The sequence below is a fragment of the Klebsiella sp. 2019SCSN059 genome (genome assembly GCF_021739525.1).
Classification (GTDB): domain Bacteria; phylum Pseudomonadota; class Gammaproteobacteria; order Enterobacterales; family Enterobacteriaceae; genus Klebsiella; species Klebsiella quasipneumoniae.
Genome location: NZ_JAKKOM010000004.1, coordinates 244,365 through 262,562, shown reverse-complemented (window position 1 = coordinate 262,562; position 18,198 = coordinate 244,365). Strand labels below are relative to the sequence as shown.

General features: G+C 54.1%; 20 protein-coding genes and 2 pseudogenes. 5 read left to right on the top strand and 17 right to left on the bottom strand.

Features of this window, described 5'->3' with window-relative positions:
• Window positions 1–113: 113 nt before the first annotated feature.
• Window positions 114–830: a two-component system response regulator RstA gene (gene rstA / locus L2I46_RS07615; RefSeq protein WP_072413140.1), complete on the bottom strand. Its 717-nt coding sequence runs from the start codon at window positions 828–830 to the stop codon at window positions 114–116.
• 128 nt (window positions 831–958) lie between these two features.
• On the opposite strand from rstA, the gene L2I46_RS07610 reads away from it, so the two are divergent.
• Complete coding sequence (locus L2I46_RS07610) at window positions 959–1,294, top strand: GlpM family protein (protein ID WP_023289501.1); 336 nt, start codon at window positions 959–961, stop codon at window positions 1,292–1,294.
• On the opposite strand, the gene folM is transcribed toward L2I46_RS07610, so the two are convergent.
• The 3 genes from folM to ydgH form a co-directional block, all read right to left on the bottom strand.
• A complete protein-coding gene (gene folM, locus L2I46_RS07605; protein WP_032452696.1) occupies window positions 1,291–2,013 on the bottom strand; it encodes a dihydromonapterin reductase in 723 nt (240 codons plus the stop codon). The two genes, L2I46_RS07610 and folM, sit on opposite strands and share 4 nt — an antisense overlap.
• Window positions 2,014–2,049: 36 nt before the next feature.
• Window positions 2,050–3,432, bottom strand: a complete 1,383-nt coding sequence (locus L2I46_RS07600) for an amino acid permease (RefSeq protein WP_044522700.1) — start codon at window positions 3,430–3,432, stop codon at window positions 2,050–2,052.
• 177 nt (window positions 3,433–3,609) lie between these two features.
• The gene (gene ydgH / locus L2I46_RS07595) at window positions 3,610–4,560 is read right to left on the bottom strand and encodes a DUF1471 family protein YdgH (RefSeq protein WP_004887044.1); all 951 of its coding nucleotides are present in this window, start codon (window positions 4,558–4,560) and stop codon (window positions 3,610–3,612) included.
• A gap of 521 nt (window positions 4,561–5,081) precedes the next feature.
• Here ydgH and pntA point away from each other — a divergent pair.
• The 3 genes from pntA (at window position 5,082) to L2I46_RS07575 (ending at window position 8,347) form a co-directional block, all read left to right on the top strand.
• Window positions 5,082–6,611: a Re/Si-specific NAD(P)(+) transhydrogenase subunit alpha gene (gene pntA, locus L2I46_RS07585; RefSeq protein WP_048297428.1), complete on the top strand. Its 1,530-nt coding sequence runs from the start codon at window positions 5,082–5,084 to the stop codon at window positions 6,609–6,611.
• A gap of 10 nt (window positions 6,612–6,621) precedes the next feature.
• Entirely contained in the window at window positions 6,622–8,010 is a 1,389-nt protein-coding gene (gene pntB, locus L2I46_RS07580) for a Re/Si-specific NAD(P)(+) transhydrogenase subunit beta (RefSeq protein ID WP_023289505.1), read from the top strand.
• A gap of 148 nt (window positions 8,011–8,158) precedes the next feature.
• Window positions 8,159–8,347 (top strand): YdiH family protein, encoded by a 189-nt coding sequence (locus tag L2I46_RS07575; RefSeq protein ID WP_004887037.1) that lies wholly within the window; start codon window positions 8,159–8,161, stop codon window positions 8,345–8,347.
• A gap of 119 nt (window positions 8,348–8,466) precedes the next feature.
• Here L2I46_RS07575 and uspE read toward each other — a convergent pair whose 3' ends face one another.
• The 3 genes from uspE to ogt all read right to left on the bottom strand — a co-directional run bounded on the left by uspE (window position 8,467) and on the right by ogt (window position 11,017).
• Complete coding sequence (gene uspE / locus L2I46_RS07570) at window positions 8,467–9,417, bottom strand: universal stress protein UspE (RefSeq protein WP_004887033.1); 951 nt, start codon at window positions 9,415–9,417, stop codon at window positions 8,467–8,469.
• 138 nt (window positions 9,418–9,555) lie between these two features.
• Complete coding sequence (gene fnr, locus L2I46_RS07565; protein WP_004887031.1) at window positions 9,556–10,308, bottom strand: fumarate/nitrate reduction transcriptional regulator Fnr; 753 nt, start codon at window positions 10,306–10,308, stop codon at window positions 9,556–9,558.
• A gap of 193 nt (window positions 10,309–10,501) precedes the next feature.
• Window positions 10,502–11,017 (bottom strand): methylated-DNA--[protein]-cysteine S-methyltransferase, encoded by a 516-nt coding sequence (gene ogt / locus L2I46_RS07560; protein ID WP_023289506.1) that lies wholly within the window; start codon window positions 11,015–11,017, stop codon window positions 10,502–10,504.
• 262 nt (window positions 11,018–11,279) lie between these two features.
• On the opposite strand from ogt, the gene L2I46_RS07555 reads away from it, so the two are divergent.
• On the top strand, window positions 11,280–11,438 hold the full coding sequence (locus L2I46_RS07555) for a hypothetical protein (RefSeq protein ID WP_048297429.1): 159 nt from the start codon (window positions 11,280–11,282) through the stop codon (window positions 11,436–11,438).
• 32 nt (window positions 11,439–11,470) lie between these two features.
• Here the strand turns inward: L2I46_RS07555 and L2I46_RS07550 are convergent.
• From L2I46_RS07550 to L2I46_RS07510, 10 genes and pseudogenes are all read right to left on the bottom strand, one after another.
• A pseudogene (locus L2I46_RS07550) lies at window positions 11,471–11,923 on the bottom strand (AbgT family transporter); the annotation flags it as partial.
• 122 nt (window positions 11,924–12,045) lie between these two features.
• On the bottom strand, window positions 12,046–12,309 hold the full coding sequence (locus L2I46_RS07545) for a pyocin activator PrtN family protein (RefSeq protein ID WP_017880203.1): 264 nt from the start codon (window positions 12,307–12,309) through the stop codon (window positions 12,046–12,048).
• A gap of 7 nt (window positions 12,310–12,316) precedes the next feature.
• Window positions 12,317–12,880 (bottom strand): 3'-5' exonuclease, encoded by a 564-nt coding sequence (locus L2I46_RS07540; RefSeq protein WP_236947702.1) that lies wholly within the window; start codon window positions 12,878–12,880, stop codon window positions 12,317–12,319.
• Window positions 12,881–13,088: 208 nt separating this feature from the next.
• A pseudogene (locus L2I46_RS07535) lies at window positions 13,089–13,433 on the bottom strand (DUF550 domain-containing protein); the annotation flags it as partial.
• A gap of 169 nt (window positions 13,434–13,602) precedes the next feature.
• Window positions 13,603–13,947 carry a hypothetical protein gene (locus L2I46_RS07530; protein ID WP_023301988.1) on the bottom strand — a complete coding sequence of 115 codons (345 nt, stop codon included), beginning with the start codon at window positions 13,945–13,947 and terminating at the stop codon, window positions 13,603–13,605.
• The gene (locus L2I46_RS29530; RefSeq protein WP_004213353.1) at window positions 13,944–14,078 is read right to left on the bottom strand and encodes a hypothetical protein; all 135 of its coding nucleotides are present in this window, start codon (window positions 14,076–14,078) and stop codon (window positions 13,944–13,946) included. The genes L2I46_RS07530 and L2I46_RS29530 overlap by 4 nt, the downstream gene beginning before the upstream one ends.
• Window positions 14,075–14,860 (bottom strand): ParB/RepB/Spo0J family partition protein, encoded by a 786-nt coding sequence (locus tag L2I46_RS07525; protein WP_236947700.1) that lies wholly within the window; start codon window positions 14,858–14,860, stop codon window positions 14,075–14,077. Before L2I46_RS07525 ends, L2I46_RS29530 begins: the two co-directional genes overlap by 4 nt.
• The gene (locus tag L2I46_RS07520; RefSeq protein ID WP_004216769.1) at window positions 14,860–15,159 is read right to left on the bottom strand and encodes a hypothetical protein; all 300 of its coding nucleotides are present in this window, start codon (window positions 15,157–15,159) and stop codon (window positions 14,860–14,862) included. The genes L2I46_RS07525 and L2I46_RS07520 overlap by 1 nt, the downstream gene beginning before the upstream one ends.
• 89 nt (window positions 15,160–15,248) lie before the next feature.
• Window positions 15,249–16,166: a recombination-associated protein RdgC gene (gene rdgC, locus L2I46_RS07515; RefSeq protein ID WP_236947698.1), complete on the bottom strand. Its 918-nt coding sequence runs from the start codon at window positions 16,164–16,166 to the stop codon at window positions 15,249–15,251.
• A gap of 808 nt (window positions 16,167–16,974) precedes the next feature.
• Window positions 16,975–18,129, bottom strand: coding sequence for a type I restriction endonuclease (locus L2I46_RS07510; protein ID WP_004184742.1), 1,155 nt, complete (start codon window positions 18,127–18,129; stop codon window positions 16,975–16,977).
• Window positions 18,130–18,198 lie beyond the last annotated feature (69 nt).

The window sequence follows — 18,198 nt, the reverse complement described above, 5'->3', positions numbered from 1 at the left end:
AATACGACAAACTGGCGGCGGCCCGCCAGCGCGAAGGCGGCGGAAAACGCGATGCGCATGCCGCCGGGGAACAGGCGGTAAACGGGCCCCTTTCAGGGCCGCAGAAGGACCGCTCAGTTGTCCCAGGCGTGGGGGGCGAAGAGGTAACCTTTATTGCGTACCGTCTTAATCCGGTAGGGTTCTGTGGCGTTATCGAGCAGTTTTTTGCGCAGGCGCGAAATGGCGACGTCGACGCTGCGATCCATCCCGTCGTAGGTGACGCCGCGTAAATTTTTCAGCAGGGCGTCGCGGTCCATAATCTGCCCGGCGTGGGTAGCCAGCTCCCACAGCAGATCGAAATCGGCGGTAGACAGGGCGACGCTTTCTCCGCCGAGCAGCACCTGGCGGTTGACCGGGTCAATGGTCAGTGAGCCAAAGGAGATGGTCTTGTGCGGGGTGAGCGTCGCAGGCGCGCCAGCTCCCGCCGGGGCGATATGCTGGCGCAAATGCAGACGCAGCCGCGCCAGCAGCACCGCCGGCGGGGTGGTTTTCAGGATATAATCGCTGGCGCCCATCTCCAGGGAGAGGATATGGTTCATATCGCTGTCGAGCGAGGTCAGCAGGACAATCGGCCCTTGCCATTGCCCACGCAGATCGCGACAGAGCGTCATTCCGTCCTTGCCGGGCAGCATAATGTCCAGGAGCACGAGGTCCGGTTTCTCCCGCGCGATCACGTCCTCTGCGCGGTCGCCGCGAGGCTCGACCACCACATCCATATCATGCTTGCCGAGATAGGCGGCGATCAGCGCCCCTACCTCAGGGTCATCCTCAACAAAAACGATTTTATTCATGTCTATTGCACATCAGTAAAAGAAGTAACATACACCGCGCCTATTTTACCCGCCATTCCTCTTTTATAAACAGCGCTAATTCCGCTATGCTGCGCTAACTTGTTGATTCATTGTTAAGGCATAAGGACATGGGGCTGTTAATCAAAGGGCTGCTGGGCGCGCTGGTGGTGGTGCTGATTGGCGTGCTGGCGAAAACCAAAAACTACGCCATCGCCGGACTTGTTCCGCTGTTTCCCACCTTTGCGCTCATCGCCCACTATATTGTCGCCAGCGAGCGCGGTATTGAAGCCCTGCGCACCACTATCGTGTTCGGTATGTGGTCGATCGTTCCCTATTTTATCTATCTGCTGTCGCTGTGGTACTTCACCGGGATCATGCGCCTGCCGTTGGCGCTGGCAGGCGCAGTGGGGTGCTGGGGGCTGTGCGCGTGGCTGTTGATTGTTGGCTGGAGCCGCTTCCACTAACGCAGAGGGCGACCGCCGTCGACGGCGAATGACCGGCCGGTCACGTAGCGGCTGGTAAACAGATAGTCGATAAGGTCGCTGATCTCTTTCTCGCCCGGGGCGATTTTCATCAGCGACTTATCCAGCGCCTGCTGACGATAAGCCTCGTCGTCACCTTCATTGAACATGATCAGCGACGGCGCAATGGCGTTGACTTTGATCTCCGGAGCCAGCTTGCGGGCAAAGGAGCGGGTCATGTTGTCCAGCGCGGCCTTGCTGGCGGCGTAGGCGATATGTTTATCGCTCCCGCGCTCCACCACGTAATCGGTGATATGGATAATGTCGCTGGCGGCGTGGCCGTGGCCGCGCAGGAGCTCCTCCAGCGCGTGGTTGAGCAGATAGGGGGCATGGACGTGGATCTGCATCATGCGGTTGATCACCGTGCTGAGCGGTACTCCCGGCTTCTCCGCCATCCAGTCGCTGGCGTTGTGGATGATGGCCCGCAGGCCGCTGGTATGCGATTTAACCGCTTCAGCAAAGGTCAGAATGCCGTCATCGCTGCTGAAGTCGGCCTGCAGACAGAGGGCGCCCGCTTCGCGCAGGTCTTCGATCGCCGGATAGGGCGTGCGATAGCTGACGATCACCGGCTGGTGTTGCTGCAGAAAATGGTGCGCCAGCGCGAGGCCGATGCGGCGGCCTCCTCCTGTGATCAGAACCGGGCGGGGCTGTTGTTCAGCCATGGGTATCTCCTTTGATTTCTGCGGCAGGGCGACCGCTTACCCCACCAGCATCCACGTTGCCGGCACAGCGGCAACCAGCAATAAACCAATTAGCGCCAATTCGCGGCGTTTGAGCGAACGATCGTGCTGGTGCGTACGTCGGGCGTACAAAAAGACCAGAAGACCCGGAGCGTAAAGTACCACCGACAACAGCAAATGCACAGGTCCCGACGCGTATAATAACCATAAGCCATAAATGCAGGCGCCGATACCCACCGCTTTATGCAGCGGACGGGTGGCGATTTTGAGCAAAAAGGCGCCGACCAGCAGATAGGGCACGAGGATCATCTCTGAGGCGATGGTCAGCAGGGTGCCGTAGTCCGAACCGGTCAGCCAGATGAGGACCAGCGACGCCTGAACGCTGATATTGGTCAGCCACAGCGAAGCGGAGGGGGCGTTGTTGCGGTTCTGGCGGGCGAACAGGCGCGGGAAGGCTTTGTGAGTAGCGGCGAGGTAAGGCACTTCGGCAGCCATGATCGTCCAGCTGAGATAGGCGCCACACACCGACACGATAAGCCCGGCGGCAATCACAATTTCACCCCACGAGCCCATCAGTCTGACCATCAGTCCCGCCATCGACGGGTTGCGCATTTCGGCCAGTTCGCTACGCGGCACCACGCCCAGCGACAGCAGGGTGACCAGCAGATACACCGCGAGGGCCGAAAGCACCGCCAGCAGCGTCGCGCGGCCAACGTCCCGCTTGTGTCGCGCGCGGGCGGAGACCACCACCGCGCCCTCGACGCCGATAAACACCCACAGAGTGATCAGCATCGTGTTTTTAACCTGCTCCCACACCGGTACGCCCAGCGCCAGGCCGCTGAAATCGAGGCGGAACGTATCCAGCTGAAAGGCCAGGGCGGCGAGGGCGACAAACGCCCCCAGCGGCAACAGCTTGGCGAGGGTGGCGACCAGGTTAATCCCCGCCGCCGTCTGCACGCCACGCAGGACCAGGAAGTGGACCACCCACAGCAGAACTGAAGCGCCAACGATAGACTGCCAGGTGTTGCCATCGCCAAACAGGCGCAGCTCAGGGGTATCGGTGAAGAAACTGAGCGCCGAAAAGACGATCACCAGATAGGAGACATTGGCGATCACCGCGCACAGCCAGTAGCCCCAGGCGGAACAGAAGCCGATCAGCTCGCCGAACCCTTCGCGGGCGTAGGTGAAGATCCCGCCGTCGAGGTCGGGACGAATACGGGTCAACAGCAGCATCGCGAAGGCGAGGAACAGGATCCCGACGCCGGTAATCGCCCAGCCGATGAGCAGAGCGGAAGGGCTGGCCACGGCCGCCATATTTTGCGGCAAACTGAATACGCCAGCGCCGAGCATTGAGCTGAGGACCAGGGCGGTCAGGGCGCTCAGGCCCAGTTTCTTTTCCATTGCATTCCCGAGGTGAAAATGGCTGTTCCAGAATATTTATTTTGCGAAATCGCATAAAAATGGAGGATTGCGCTAAGGCGCGGGATTTTACGGAGTGTCCGGGGGCCATGCAATGGCGGGGGATGAAAAAAAATGAAAAGGCGGCAATGCGCCGCCTTTTTAGCCAGTCAGCAGCGATTATTTGTACAAATCGGCGCTGATGGTGATGTTGCCGCCGCGTTCCTGCCACTGGCGGGTAATGTGATAGTACTTCGCCCCTTTCTTCGCCGCGCGTTTTGCCGTCTGATAGGAGATCTCGGTCATGTTGCCGTAGTTGCCGGTGAACTTGATGTTATCGAACGGCACCATTTGCGCCGCCGTCACTTTGTTCACTTCTTCAACTTTGGTGCCGTCCGGCAGCGTGACAGTGTAACGTCCGCCTTTTGACGACTGGGTCTCGAAGAAACGACCTACGCCGGTGCCGGAGCCAACCGCCGCGGTGGTGGCGACGCCCGGGATTTCGACGTTTTTCGCCGCTTCGCCGCCTTTGGCCAGCGCCGCGCGGCCGGCTTCAGAATCAGCCGGGATAGCGTCCGGGCTCTGCAGAACGCGTTTCTCCGCATCTTTTTTGTAGATATAGGCGGTAATGCGCTGATTGCCGCCCTGGTTGGCGTCGACCTGGCGGACGATGAAGAACGCATAGGCGCCTTTCGCTTTCGCCGCTTTGGTGATGGCGTCGTTCACTTCCGGCTGGCTGCGATAGAAGCCCTGGACGGTGACGGTGTCGTAAGGCATCAGCTCAACGGCCTGATCTTTCGGCAGCTCCATCACGCCATTGATGATGCGATTTTTCGGCGCATCCGCTTTCGGCGCGTCGTCTTTATAGAGGTCAGCCGTGACGCGCCAGTTGCCGCCATTGCCGTAATCCGACGTGTCGACAACATAGAATGAGGCCGCGCCGTCTTTGTCAGCTTTGCGCGATACCGCTTGCACCGCGTCGCCAATGGCATTAAAGCGGCCGGTGACGACAACGCGATCGTAGGGCTTCAGCGCAGCCGCCTGCTCCGGGGTCAACTCGGTCGCTGCGTGGGCAGACAACGTGGCGGTTGTCAGGAGAGCAGACGCCAGGAGGGTGTTTTTAAGCTTCATAAAAATAATCCTTTGCCTTGCGCAAACCATATACTGGTGTTGTTGTTGACTGAAAACGTTTGATTATTGCATTTAATCGCTGTGACTGTCTGCGTCATTTTTTGCGTGCCGCCCGAATCGTATACTACGGAAAGATAACATTTTTCGATATGTTGAAAAAACAGTCGCTTGACCAGCAAAAACGATAATCGATACCACTTTTATTAGTTAATGTAATGTTAATACAATGATCTCAATGGCGATAAATGGCGTTTTATACCGCTGGATAAGCGGATTATCAGGCCTGAGAGGCAAATTCAGGTAAATATTGCTGCCCGGAACCATCTGTGCTGACAATAAGCAATAAAATCAAAATTTCTGTTTTATCGCTGTAGATCACAATCGCTATTTTCAGTAGGTTATAAAAAGTTTGTTACTGTTTCATTTTGCAGACAGCGAAAGATGGCGAGGATGATTTTGCCGTCCTGTCGCTGTTGGTCAGAAAAGTAAACCATCATCAAAAACCGATGGAAGGGAAAACTATGCGTATTGGTGTACCACAAGAAAGGCTAGCCCAGGAGACCCGGGCCGCCGCCACGCCGAAGACCGTTGAGCAGTTGCTCAAACTCGGCTTTAGCGTCGCGGTAGAAAGCGGCGCCGGGAAGCTGGCCAGCTTTGACGATGAGGCCTTTGCCCAGGCAGGGGCTGAAATCGTGACCGGCGACGAGGTGTGGCAGTCTGATGTCATCCTCAAGGTCAATGCCCCGAATGACGATGAAATTGCCCTGTTAAACCCAGGAACCACGCTGATTAGCTTTATCTGGCCGGCGCAAAACCCGCAGCTGATGGAAAAACTGGCGGCCCGTAATATCAACGTGATGGCGATGGATTCGGTGCCGCGTATCTCACGCGCCCAATCGCTGGATGCGCTCAGCTCAATGGCCAATATCGCCGGGTACCGCGCTATCGTTGAAGCGGCCCATGAATTCGGTCGTTTCTTTACCGGGCAGATCACGGCGGCAGGCAAAGTTCCGCCCGCCAAGGTGATGGTTATCGGCGCCGGGGTGGCTGGACTGGCGGCGATTGGCGCCGCCAATAGCCTGGGCGCGATTGTCCGCGCCTTCGATACTCGCCCGGAAGTGAAGGAGCAGGTGCAGAGTATGGGCGCCGAGTTCCTCGAGCTGGATTTTAAAGAGGAAGCGGGCAGCGGCGACGGCTATGCCAAGGTGATGTCCGAAGCCTTTATCAAAGCCGAAATGGCGCTGTTCGCCGCCCAGGCGAAAGAGGTCGATATTATCGTCACCACGGCGTTAATACCGGGCAAACCGGCGCCGAAACTGATCACCCGGGAAATGGTTGACTCAATGAAGTCGGGCAGCGTGGTGGTCGATCTCGCCTCGCAAAACGGCGGCAACTGCGAGTACACCGTGCCGGGCGAAGTGGTGACCACCGCCAACGGCGTGAAAATTATCGGTTATACCGACCTCCCAGGCCGTCTGCCGACCCAGTCCTCCCAGCTCTACGGCACTAACCTGGTGAACCTGCTGAAGCTGCTGTGCAAAGAGAAAGACGGCAATATCGTTATCGATTTCGATGACGTGGTGGTGCGCGGCGTGACCGTGGTGCGCGAAGGCGAAATCACCTGGCCGGCGCCGCCGATTCAGGTCTCCGCTCAGCCGCAGGCCGCGGCGAAAAAAGTGGAAGCGCCGAAAGAAGAGGTCAAACCGGCGTCGCCGTGGCGCAAATATGCGCTGATCGCGCTGGCGATTATCCTCTTCGGCTGGCTGGCCAACGTGGCGCCTAAAGAGTTCCTCGGCCATTTCACCGTCTTCGCGCTGGCCTGCGTGGTGGGTTACTACGTGGTATGGAATGTCTCCCATGCCCTGCATACGCCGCTGATGTCGGTGACGAACGCCATTTCGGGCATTATCGTGGTTGGCGCATTGTTGCAGATAGGCCACGGCGGCTGGGTCAGCTTCCTGAGCTTTATCGCGGTACTGATCGCCAGCATTAATATTTTCGGTGGTTTTACCGTGACTCAGCGCATGCTGAAAATGTTTCGCAAAGGATAAGGGGTAGCACATGTCTGGTGGATTAGTTACAGCTGCATACATTGTTGCTGCAATCCTGTTTATTTTCAGCCTGGCGGGTCTGTCGAAACACGAAACCTCGCAGCAGGGCAACTATTTCGGCATCGCCGGGATGGCCATCGCTCTGATCGCCACCATTCTGGGGCCGGACGCCGGCAACGTCGGCTGGATTATCCTCGCGATGGTGATCGGCGGGGCCATCGGTATTCGTCTGGCGAAGAAGGTCGAAATGACCGAGATGCCGGAGCTGGTGGCCATCCTGCACAGCTTCGTGGGCCTGGCGGCGGTGCTGGTAGGGTTTAACAGCTACCTGCAGCATGAAACCGGTATGGAGCAGATTCTGGTCAATATCCATTTGACCGAAGTGTTCCTCGGCATCTTCATCGGCGCGGTGACCTTCACCGGTTCGGTGGTGGCGTTTGGTAAACTGCGCGGCAAGATCTCCTCCAAACCGCTGATGCTGCCTAATCGCCATAAGCTGAACCTGGCGGCGCTGGTGGTCTCCTTCGTACTGATGGTGATTTTCGTGCGTTCCGACAGCACCGGCACCCAGGTCCTGTGCCTGCTGGTGATGACTGCGATCGCGCTGGCCTTCGGCTGGCACCTGGTGGCCTCTATCGGCGGCGCGGACATGCCGGTGGTGGTCTCTATGCTCAACTCCTACTCGGGCTGGGCGGCGGCGGCGGCGGGCTTTATGCTGAGCAATGACCTGCTGATCGTCACCGGCGCGCTGGTGGGCTCTTCCGGCGCCATCCTCTCTTACATTATGTGTAAGGCGATGAACCGCTCCTTTATCAGCGTGATTGCCGGCGGCTTCGGCACCGATGGTTCCTCCAGCGGCGGCGATGAAGAAGTGGGCGAGCACCGCGAAATTAGCGCCGAAGAGACGGCGGAGATGCTGAAAAATTCGCACTCGGTCATCATCACCCCGGGCTATGGTATGGCGGTGGCCCAGGCGCAGTATCCGGTGGCCGAGATCACCGAGAAGCTGCGGGCGCGCGGCATTAAGGTGCGCTTTGGCATTCACCCGGTCGCCGGCCGTCTGCCGGGGCATATGAACGTCCTGCTGGCGGAGGCCAAGGTGCCTTACGACATCGTGCTGGAGATGGATGAGATCAACGATGATTTCAGCGACACCGACACCGTGCTGGTCATTGGCGCTAACGATACCGTCAACCCGGCGGCGCAGGACGATCCGAAGAGCCCGATTGCTGGTATGCCGGTGCTTGAGGTGTGGAAAGCGCAGAACGTGGTGGTCTTTAAGCGTTCGATGAACACCGGTTACGCCGGCGTACAGAACCCGCTGTTCTTTAAAGAGAACACTCATATGCTGTTTGGCGATGCCAAAGCCAGCGTCGATGCGATCCTGAAAGCGCTGTAATGTAACATTATTGTTTTACAACGTTTGTTTATAAGCCGTCTCCTGTGAGACGGCTTTTTTATATGCAGAAGGATGCCAGGAATTGTTCATAAAATAAGCGGCGAGAGGTGATATAATGTTCCGGTTCTTACATCAGACAGAGGATATTATGGATACCGAGTTAACCCCAACGCAGATGGCCATCGAATTCTTACGCCGCGACACCACCGTCATGACCCCAGCGCAGTATCTGAAAAAACTTAAACTGCTGGAGCTGGAGTTTGCTGACCTGATGGCGCTCTCCTCGCTGGAGCTGAAAGAAGAGATCGATCTGGCCTGGCGTCTGGGTATCCACTGAGTCGTTCATGATCGCCATGCAATGACGGGGCCGCAAGCGGCCCTTTTTTGTGCCTGAGGGAAAGCGGGCAAAAAAATCCCCCGCGAGGCGGGGGAAGGTGAACGTTCCGGGAGGGAAGGTTAATCGTCGTCGTCGTCGTCCAGTTCCACCGGCGTCTGATAGGCCTCTGGTTTAAGCACCAGCAGATCGCAGCGCAGGTGGTCGACGACCTGCTCCGCGGTATTGCCAAGGAACGCCGCGGAGAGGCCGGTGCGTCCGACCGTACCCAGCACCACGATCCCCGCCTGCAGATGCTCGGCGAGATCCGGGATCACCTCCTCAGGCAACCCTTTTTCCACATGGGTGAATTTCTCGTCAATGCCAAACTTCTGCCGCAGCGCTTTCATCGCCAGCAGATGCTGACCGCGAATGGCGTCGTTGTAGACGCTGGGATCGAAATCCGGCAGCTCAATCGCGATATTGATCGGGGTGACCGGATAGGCGCCGATAAGGTGCACTTCAGTGTGGTTGACTTCTTCCGCCAGCGACAGCGTCTCGCGAACCAGCTTCTCGTTGAGGGTGTTGTGATAATTCTCTTCGCTGGCCAGATTGACGGCGACCAGCGCTTTACCGCCTTCCGGCCACGGCTGATCTTTCACCATCCAGACCGGGCAGGGGCACTTACGCAGCAGATGCCAGTCGGTCGGGGTGAAGATCACCGCTTCCAGCTTGTCGTGCTGGTGGGCCATCTTCAGCAGCAGGTCGTGTTTCTCACTGATCACTTCCTGAATAATGGCTTCGAAGGGGCGGTTGTGCCACACCACTTTCACGTCAATCGGCACACCGGATTCAAGATAGAATTTCGCCTGCTCGCGGATCCAGGCCGTTCGTTGGGCAATGACGCCCTGACGCATCGCCGTCCGTTCGTCCGGCGACAGCAGGGTGGTCATTTCATAAGAAAAATCATAGATCGGCAAAAAGGCTTTGATGCGTCCACCAATCCGTTGGTGCAGGTACACCGCTCGCCTTAGCGCCGGCTGGTCGTCCTGGTTAGGATCGATTACTACCAGCATGCTCTGATACTTCGCCATACAGGGTCTCCTTACAACTGCAGCTACCGTCAGTTATTAAAAAGATAACCTATATGGATGAATTGAAACAGGGGAGGAGCCTGGTCAGATCAACAAATCTGAAAAAAATGCCGATCCTGACCAGGTGTTGCGCGGAGATTAAGCGACGTTGCGCGCCTGACCGGCCAGCTGGGCCAGCAGGTCGCCGTTTTCAATGGTGATGTATTTGCCTTTCACCGCCAGCATGCCGCTCTTCTGGAAACGCCCCAGCAGCCGGCTGATGGTTTCGACGGTGAGGCCGAGATAGTTGCCAATGTCGCCGCGGGTCATGGTCAGTCGGAACTCGCGGGGAGAGAAACCGCGCTGCGCGAAACGGCGGGACAGGTTATAGATAAACGCGGCCAGGCGCTCTTCGGCGTTCTTTTTGGAAAGCAGCAGGATCATATCCTGGTCGCCTTTGATCTCACCGCTCATCAGGCGCATCATCTGCTGACGCAGATTCGGCATTTTTCCGGAAAGATCGTCGAGGGTTTCAAAGGGGATCTCGCACACCATCGAGGTTTCCAGCGCCTGGGCGAAGCTAGGGTGCAGGCCGGTGCCGATGGCGTCGAAGCCCACCAGATCGCCCGCCAGATGGAAGCCGGTAATCTGCTCATCGCCTTGCTCGGTGATGGTGTAGCTTTTGATGGTCCCGGAGCGAATGGCGTACAACGATTTCAGCTCATCACCCGCTTTGAACAAGGTTTGACCTTTCTGGATGGGCTTTTTCCGCTCGATAATATTATCCAGCTGATCAAGCTCATGCTCGTTCAGAGTAAAGGGGATGCAGAGCTGGCTGATACTGCAATCCTGACAATGGATAGCACAACCGCCAGACTGAATGCGTCGAATAATTCGCTTCTCAGGGATCATATGTCTGCTCAGGCCTTAATTGATATTGGTCAATTTTAACATCTTTTTGATGAGCAGGTAAGTCTTCAGGCTCTGAAACACGTAATATCAGCAGGGTAAATCAACACAGGCTGATATCTGCTTGATTAAAAATAGATTATTCAGCCACATTGGATTGTAAAATTACCTGAAAATTCCGAAAACGCATTTTCAGTCAAAGCAACAGATAGCCCTCGTGGCGCAGAAGCCACTCTTTACGCTGCACGCCGCCGGCATAGCCGGTCATCGTGCCGTTACGCCCGATGACCCGATGGCAGGGCACCACAATACTCACCGGGTTGGCGCCATTGGCGGCCCCCACGGCGCGCGCCGCGCCGGGACGACCGAGCGCCTCGGCCAGCTGACCATAGTGCATCACCTGGCCGCAGGGGATTTCGCGTAACGCCCGCCAGACCTGGCGCTGGAAAGGGGTGCCGGCGGTGGCGGTAGGCAGGGTCTCGATAACGGCCAGGTCGCCGGCAAAATAGTCGTTCAGCTTACTGCTGAGACCGCCTGGATTGCGGCAGTCGACGCGCTGATAGCCTTCCCGGCGATAGTGTACATCGAGCAGGGTTTCCATCCGATCGCGGTGCTCGTCCCACTCGACGGCGCGCAAATTAAACTGTTCGTCGCAGAGCACCCACAGCGCCCCCAGCGGGGTATCCATTTTATCCTGCAGCAAGGTCAACATCGTTTCGGTCATCCACCATCGTACACGAGGGCCACACGATACCACGCGCCGGCGGCGGTCAACTATACTCCCAAAAGATAAACCCGACGACCGGCATCCAGCGGCCGTTACGTTGATTTATTTTTGGATCGATCCTGGCGGGTTATCGGGCATGGTTTTTGCTACTTTTAAGCTGACGACGCCGGTCCTCCGCGCAGCTTTGCGCGCCCGGGAAGGTGCCGCCGCGTCGGCGCGGCGCGGTTAATAACTCAGAGGTGGGGCTATGCAATATATACTGACTGGCGTAATCGTATTGATCTTCAGCGGCCTGGTTATCCATGGCCTCACGCTGTTGCTCGAACGCGGGTATCGCGCGCTTTTCGGCATCTTCGCCGGAGCCGTGGATCTCCCCCGCAAGGTCAAAGTGAAGGTGCCGCGTTAAGCGTAAGCCGCCGTCCCTGGCGCTTCAACGGCTTAAGGAAGCCGCGGATAGATGCCAGGGCCGATGGGCAGTCCTGCCAGATACCAGCCCACCAGCAACAGCAGCCAGACGGCGAGAAAAATCAGCGGGTAAGGGAGCACCAGCGAATAGTATGTCCCGAGGCGGGCGTCCGGTCGGTAGCGCTGTAAAAAACCGAGAAACAGCGGCACAAACGGTGAAACCGGCGCCAGCGGCAGCACCGATGAATCGGCGATGCGAAACAGGATCTGCGCAAACGCCGGGTGGAAGCCCAGCAGCATAAACATCGGCACGAAGATCGGCGCCAGAATCGACCAGATGGCCGAGCCGCTGGCGATAAACATACACAGAAAAGCCGACAGCAGCGCCAGACCGACAAACGCCGGGACGCCGTTCATGCCGGCGCTCTCCAGCAGGTCCGTCAGGCCAACGGCCATAAACTTACCCATATTGCTCCAGTTGAACATGATAAGAATAAGCATAAAAAACATGTTGTTATGAAATTTTGGGGTGCTATTGGGGGGCTGGTGTTGGAAAAAATAACACCGAATGCTGCGAAAAATGCAGCAATCGGCAAGGGTAAGTTTTGTCAGTGGTTGGCGATTTTCATCTGCTCAAGAAGGTCTCGACCTTTCTGCAACTGCTCGTCGATATGATTAGCCAGGTCTTGGATGTGGATCATGCGTGGCGCTTTTTGGCTTTCAGCGACACGGAAAGTGGGGATCGGAAGGTCGCCCATAGCAGCTCGTTTCTCTGCAGTAGAAGGTTTCAAACCAAAATATTTTTCGCAAACCTGACTTAATTGGACAGTTGCAGAACCATATTCAGCCATTAACAAAAACATAGTATTCATAGTTACCTCACCAATGTTTAAGTAAAAGTTGTTGCCAGATTGCGGAAACGTATTTAGCCTGGTGTTTGGCGTCAGCCAAAGCATTATGCATATCACCTTCAAACGGAATATCACGCCGGGGGTTAATGCCAATGGTGCGGCCTAATTCGACGATAGTTCTCACATCGCGATCATTGGCAAAATGCCATGGGCAGGGAATATCTACACGATCATAACTGGCTCGCATGATGACGTTGTCAAAAGTTGCACCGTTGCCCCATACCTGAACTCGGCCAGGCTCGGAATTACCACGAATAAATACCACTAATTGAATGAGTGCAGTTGAGATAGCCATCGCTGAATTCTTAGCGCAAATAGCAGATCTGGCCTCTTCGCTTTGCTGCATCCACCAAATAATGGTGTCAGGGTCAGGAACAGCACCGGCATCCATTGAACTTTTCAGGCTGACAACGCGATAAAATTCATCGCCAAGTTCACCAGTTGACGGCTCAAAAAATACCGCACCGATGGAGACGATAGGGGCATTGGGTTTATTACCCATAGTTTCCAGGACGATCATTAAATGGTTCACGTTAATTATTCTCCTGCGCTGTGGCTGAAAAATGCTCAACGCCTTTAGCCCAGATTTCTTTGATAGTCGTCCAGGTGACAGGTACCGTGATTTCAATTCTCCCGCTGCCGTCACAGGTTTCACATTCATCATCACCAAAGCATTCCGGGCAGTTTACGAACTTGGTTTCTGAAAACTCACCGGATAGCGCCCCCTTTGCACCGTTCTCAGCAGTTAACCTCATCGGTACCATCACGTAACTATCAGGAACTACTGGCGCTGGCTGCTCTTTGATGTGCAGGCGCGGCTCTCCGTCTTTCGGCTCCGGCCATTTGCGCTGTTTATTGACTGCCAGCTTATCGATCATCGCCTGGGTAATCTGCTCATCAGTGACACCAGCCCGGCGCTGGGCATCCCACAGCAGGAACTGCATATCAGCCCATTCCGACAGGTCGCCAGGCTGTTCAGCGGCTTCCAGTGCTTCTTTGCTGAGGTGATTCAGCGGGCCAACCGGGCCCACATTGCCGAAGGTAGCCTGTGACCATTCAGCGTGTTCACGGCGAACCTGATTGCGAGCAAATGAGAACTCCCCCATCAGCGCTGCCAATGCGATTTCAGTAATACGCAAATACATAGCTGCGCGGGACGGATTGCTGAATTCACCCTCTTTTAAAAACTTCGACATTTCCGCCACGTCAGCACGGCACACGGCGATTAATTGCTCATTAGTGAATGTGGCGATATCAGTCATTCCAAGCCTCCAGCTCGTTCTCTACTTCTTCGTCGATCTCGTCGTTGGTAGCTTCTTCATTCAGTTGGTCGCGGGCTTCTTTGAGATACACTTCACGATGCTTCCGGTACCATTCTGAGAACTCAGGAGTCCAGCCTTGTAGGGAGCCGTCAAAGTCAACTTTGGCGTTACGTTCAGCCATGCTCTCGACCATGCTGTAAGCGGTGGTAAGCGCCGCTTCGCGGATATACCCACGAAGGTCACGCTTGCGCCAGTACGGATTGCGCTTTGAGTCGCAGAATGGTTTAAATTCAACTTCCCAGCGGCGGATGCAACGTGCGTTCAGTGATTTACTCATGCTGCCCACCATTCAATAAACATGCAGATACCAACGGTTACTACGGCAATCAGCACCCAGCAGATCACATCTAACAGGGCGGCGAACCGACGCAGGGTGTATTTGCTGTAATTCTCAGGTTCAAAATTCATTGCGCCTCCCCAAGCACCCAACGGAGTGCGCTCGCATACTCACCCCCGGCAGATTCCAGGGCTTTAGTAATTTCTTTGCGGGTTTTCAGGCGCGGCTTTACATCACCGAGGATCTGACGCTGACGCCGGGCTTTTTCATGGCCGGTTGTGCCAGCAGTTGCCGCTTCGATTTCAGAGACTTTCTCCCGCTGCTCTTCGGGTTTAAGCGATGCCAGCTGACGCGCCTGGGTAACGGTGACCGTTCCGGACTCCACTGCATCGCGAACAGCCTGGGTGGCATCCAGTAGTGACAGCGTTGCGCGTACGGTCTGAACGCTGCAGCCAAACAACACCGCAATGTCGTCCTCATCGAGCCCGCGGTCGAGCGCGTCTGACATTTTTTTAGCCCGGCCAAGCGGTGTATCAGGTCGGCGAATTTCGTTTTCGCTGACCATGTATTTAGCCATCTGATTTGCTGACCCGCGCTTAATAACCCCAGGAACAAGCAGTGGGTCTTTGCCCTCTTTCAAAAGAAGCTTATTTGCCTCCAGCGTATGTTTAACGCGCTGACGGCCTGCAACTACGCAGGTGAGCCCAATTTCAGGGTCTTTCCAGACAATAATCGGCTCCAGTACACCCAGCTCCTTGATGTTCAGTACCATCCCTTCGTCGATCGGCAGGTTGATACGTTCATCGTAGAGAAGATGGGTTTTGTCGGTAACAAGATGCAGCTTTTCCGGTTCGAACATCAGAACGTTGGTTTTGCCGTTGGCGCCGTATACAAGCTTTGAGTCTTTAGCCATCAGAGAGCCTCCACGTTACGGAAGCTGGCGGGGCAAATTGCTTTCAAATCGCGCATAGCCTCTAGAACATGCATATTTGTGCGATTCTTGGTGTGTCGCTCGGTCAGACGATCACACTCTTTCGCCCATGATTTGACCTCTGCGAGAAGGGCGTCACGTTCGGTGCGGGTCTGGCGCAGAGCTACATTCGAAACATCGAGGACGGTAGCCAGTTCCCTGATGATTGCTGCCTGTGCTGGTGGCATAGTTTTGGCTATTTCGTACGCCTGTTTAATAAGTTGATTTGCTGTCTTAGCCATCTTTTGTTCTCCATCTGACGTGCTGCAACGCGTAAATTTAGGGTGCAGCAACCCAACCCATGAGAATGGGGTAATTGCTGCTGTTCTAATCAGGCTGCTGGTTTTTGTTCTTCGGGCTCTTTGTAGGCGAGCAGATCACAAAGCTGGTTAATTACTTTACAGAACTGGAACATGTCCGTACCTGCCTGGTGACGCCAGCGGTAGGCTTTGTCGTCATCATCAGAATAATCATTATCCTTGGTATCGATCCGCCGGAAATGGAACTTATCTGTAAGCAGAAAAGAGACGCCGCAGCCTCTTAATTCCATGTTATCGACGATAAAACCTGTGTTCAGGCTCTCCAGAATTTCACTGGTAACGGAAGAGTGTTCCGCAGAGTAGCGAATAACTTCTTTCTGTTCTGCCAGGCGGGATAGCTGGACATAATCACCGACCTCAAACCCGGCAAAGGCTGATTCTTCGCCGTCCAGATGGTTTTTAAGGCGCGTTGTCAGGCCGTTTTTGATATCACTGATGTTGATCGTGACTGTTTTGACTGAGCCGATCACTTTAACCAGCATCGCCCCGACTAAATTGGCAATATTTTTATTGGCGGAATTAATGATCAGCAGATTTTCTTCAGTGTTATACAGGACCAGGATCAGAGACGACTTGATGAATGCCTGTTTGCAGAGCTGAACCTTAGCATCCTGGATAATGTTGTTACGGTCAGCGCGCTTTAGTTTCTGACCACATGCATTTTCAATGCGCTGGATACGCTCATTGGCTTCTTTCATCACGACGTGCTGGGGGATTATTTTCTCATCGCGGCGAATCACGATTGCATAACCGCCAGTAATTGGCGTAACCAGCTCGCCGGTAATCGGATTAGGGACGAAGGAAGCCCGCGCGAACTCCGTTTCTGTAAGTTCAGAGTAGGGCAATTCCTGCAGGTGCCCTTCAACCGCTTCAATACTGGGCAAAGTAGCCCGATAGACAATGGCGTTACGTAACTTTGATAATTTCATTTCTGTTTCCTCTGCAAAGGATTAGTTAGTTATCTCCACACAACGGAAAGAGCACTGAAGCACTGGAAACTCACTTGACTAACACAGTGCTTTTTCCTGTTGTGTGCCGGTCTTTCCCGGCTGTCATCGTGCTTCCTCTGTTTGCCACGCTGGGCCGTCTACTTCCGGCTGTCACTGCCGTCGAGAGTGCTGGCAGCTCACTGACCTGATAACTCCCAGGATCAACTGGAGTGGTTGTTATCGCTACCAAAGCGCCACTGTCCAGGACATTTAAAAGGACCGTCTCCAAGTGGTAACTCTTCCAGTCCCGATAAACCTCCTCAGTAGAAGGGGACTTATCGGGAATGAATGTTGTGACACCAGATCGCTAATCTGCTTACTTCCCGCCGCTCTGTTTTGGTATTGGCAACCAGCTGCTGTTGCTCAGTCGATTTCCAGGTCTTTGCGTCGAGCGGCGCTGCAGTACGCTTGTACACGTCACAACGAGCAGAGCACTGATACGATTAGCTATTGCGTTCGGATCGGCTTACGGCTTGTGTGTTTGCCCGTTCACCGCCAATGCTCTCATCTGTTGCGTCCCGGACTCTTCCCGGGCGTCACACCTTTTCGCCGTGCTGGTGGGGCGCACGTCGTGCCTGAAACACTTAGCTTGCACATGGCGCCGCCAAGATGACATAGTCCATCAGACTCACTTGATATTAGGTTCTGCCTAATGATATGTCAATAGGCTTAGCCTAATGTTTGTCGGCAGTCAAAAAAAATCCCGCATAAGCGGGATTTGTGTGAAATAAAGCTAGTGTTTTTATGATTATGGACGACGCTTTCTGAAATTCTCATCATTCTGTACATATTGTAAAGAATCAAGGATTAAACCTGAAATCCTTAATACATCCTCGGGATGTTCAATGAAAATACGATTGTTATCATGTTCAAGTCCGGCTCTTTTAATTTCATTACCTGTTATTTCATTGATATCAATTGGTAACTGTATGTTTGAGCGGTTCTTCTTGTCATAATAGCGAACCAGCCAGCGGTTTGTTTTTCCTTGGAAAAGAATAGAGTAATATGACTCTGTGTCTTTGGCTTGAAGTTCGTATGCAGGACCTATAATAGAACAGATTTTTTCAAATAAAATTCTTTCATTATAGGTTGTTACGATGTTGGGATTCTCTGCATCGACAATATCTGCGCGCTCATCAATTACATTATTTTCAGTTACATCAGCAGGGGATTCTAATTCAGGAATAGATGTTCTTGATGAAAGACCAGAAACAACCATTTCACTTACTGACCTCTCTACGGCCTGCCTCACCAATGGAGTTATTGTTTCTATAAATCTTTGATTTAATTGACGACCAATGTTTGCTCGTCCTGCAACATATCTAACAAATTCATGATCTACTTCCCGAAGGCTTGTACTCACAACTTTAACAAATGCAGAAATATATACACTCTCTTCTGCAAGTGTTCTTAAGGCCTCTGGTTTGAATTTGTCATGCCGGAATCTAAATAATTGCTCAGCATCAGAATCTTTAATGTCATCCATCATGATTCGTAAAAATGGCGTTGAATCCATTATGTTTTTCTCATTGAGATCCGTAAAAAAACGCCATTCAATGCCATTAGTAATTGCTGATATTGTCACCTCAGGAGTAGAATTAAAATACCTAGATAATTGAGGGCAATGGTTGTCCATTTTTTCTTTACAACCTTTGGCCTCAATAAACATAACGGGAACACCTTGGCAGAATAGAGCATAATCTACACGCTCACCCACTTTAACACCAGGGAAGTCCGCACCATATTCAGCTTTGACTTTTTGCGGATCATATGCGTTAAAGCCTAGGATGTCCAAGAAAGGAAGTATCAAAGCCTGCTTGGTTGTCTCTTCCGTTGTGCAGTGTTCTCTAACATTTTTAACATGTTCAATGTGATTTTTAAGACGTACTTTGAAGTTTTCCATGCATCCTCCATGCAAAGTGAAAACCTGCTGTTAAATCAAAGCAAATCACAATCCCCGGATGGGCTTCAT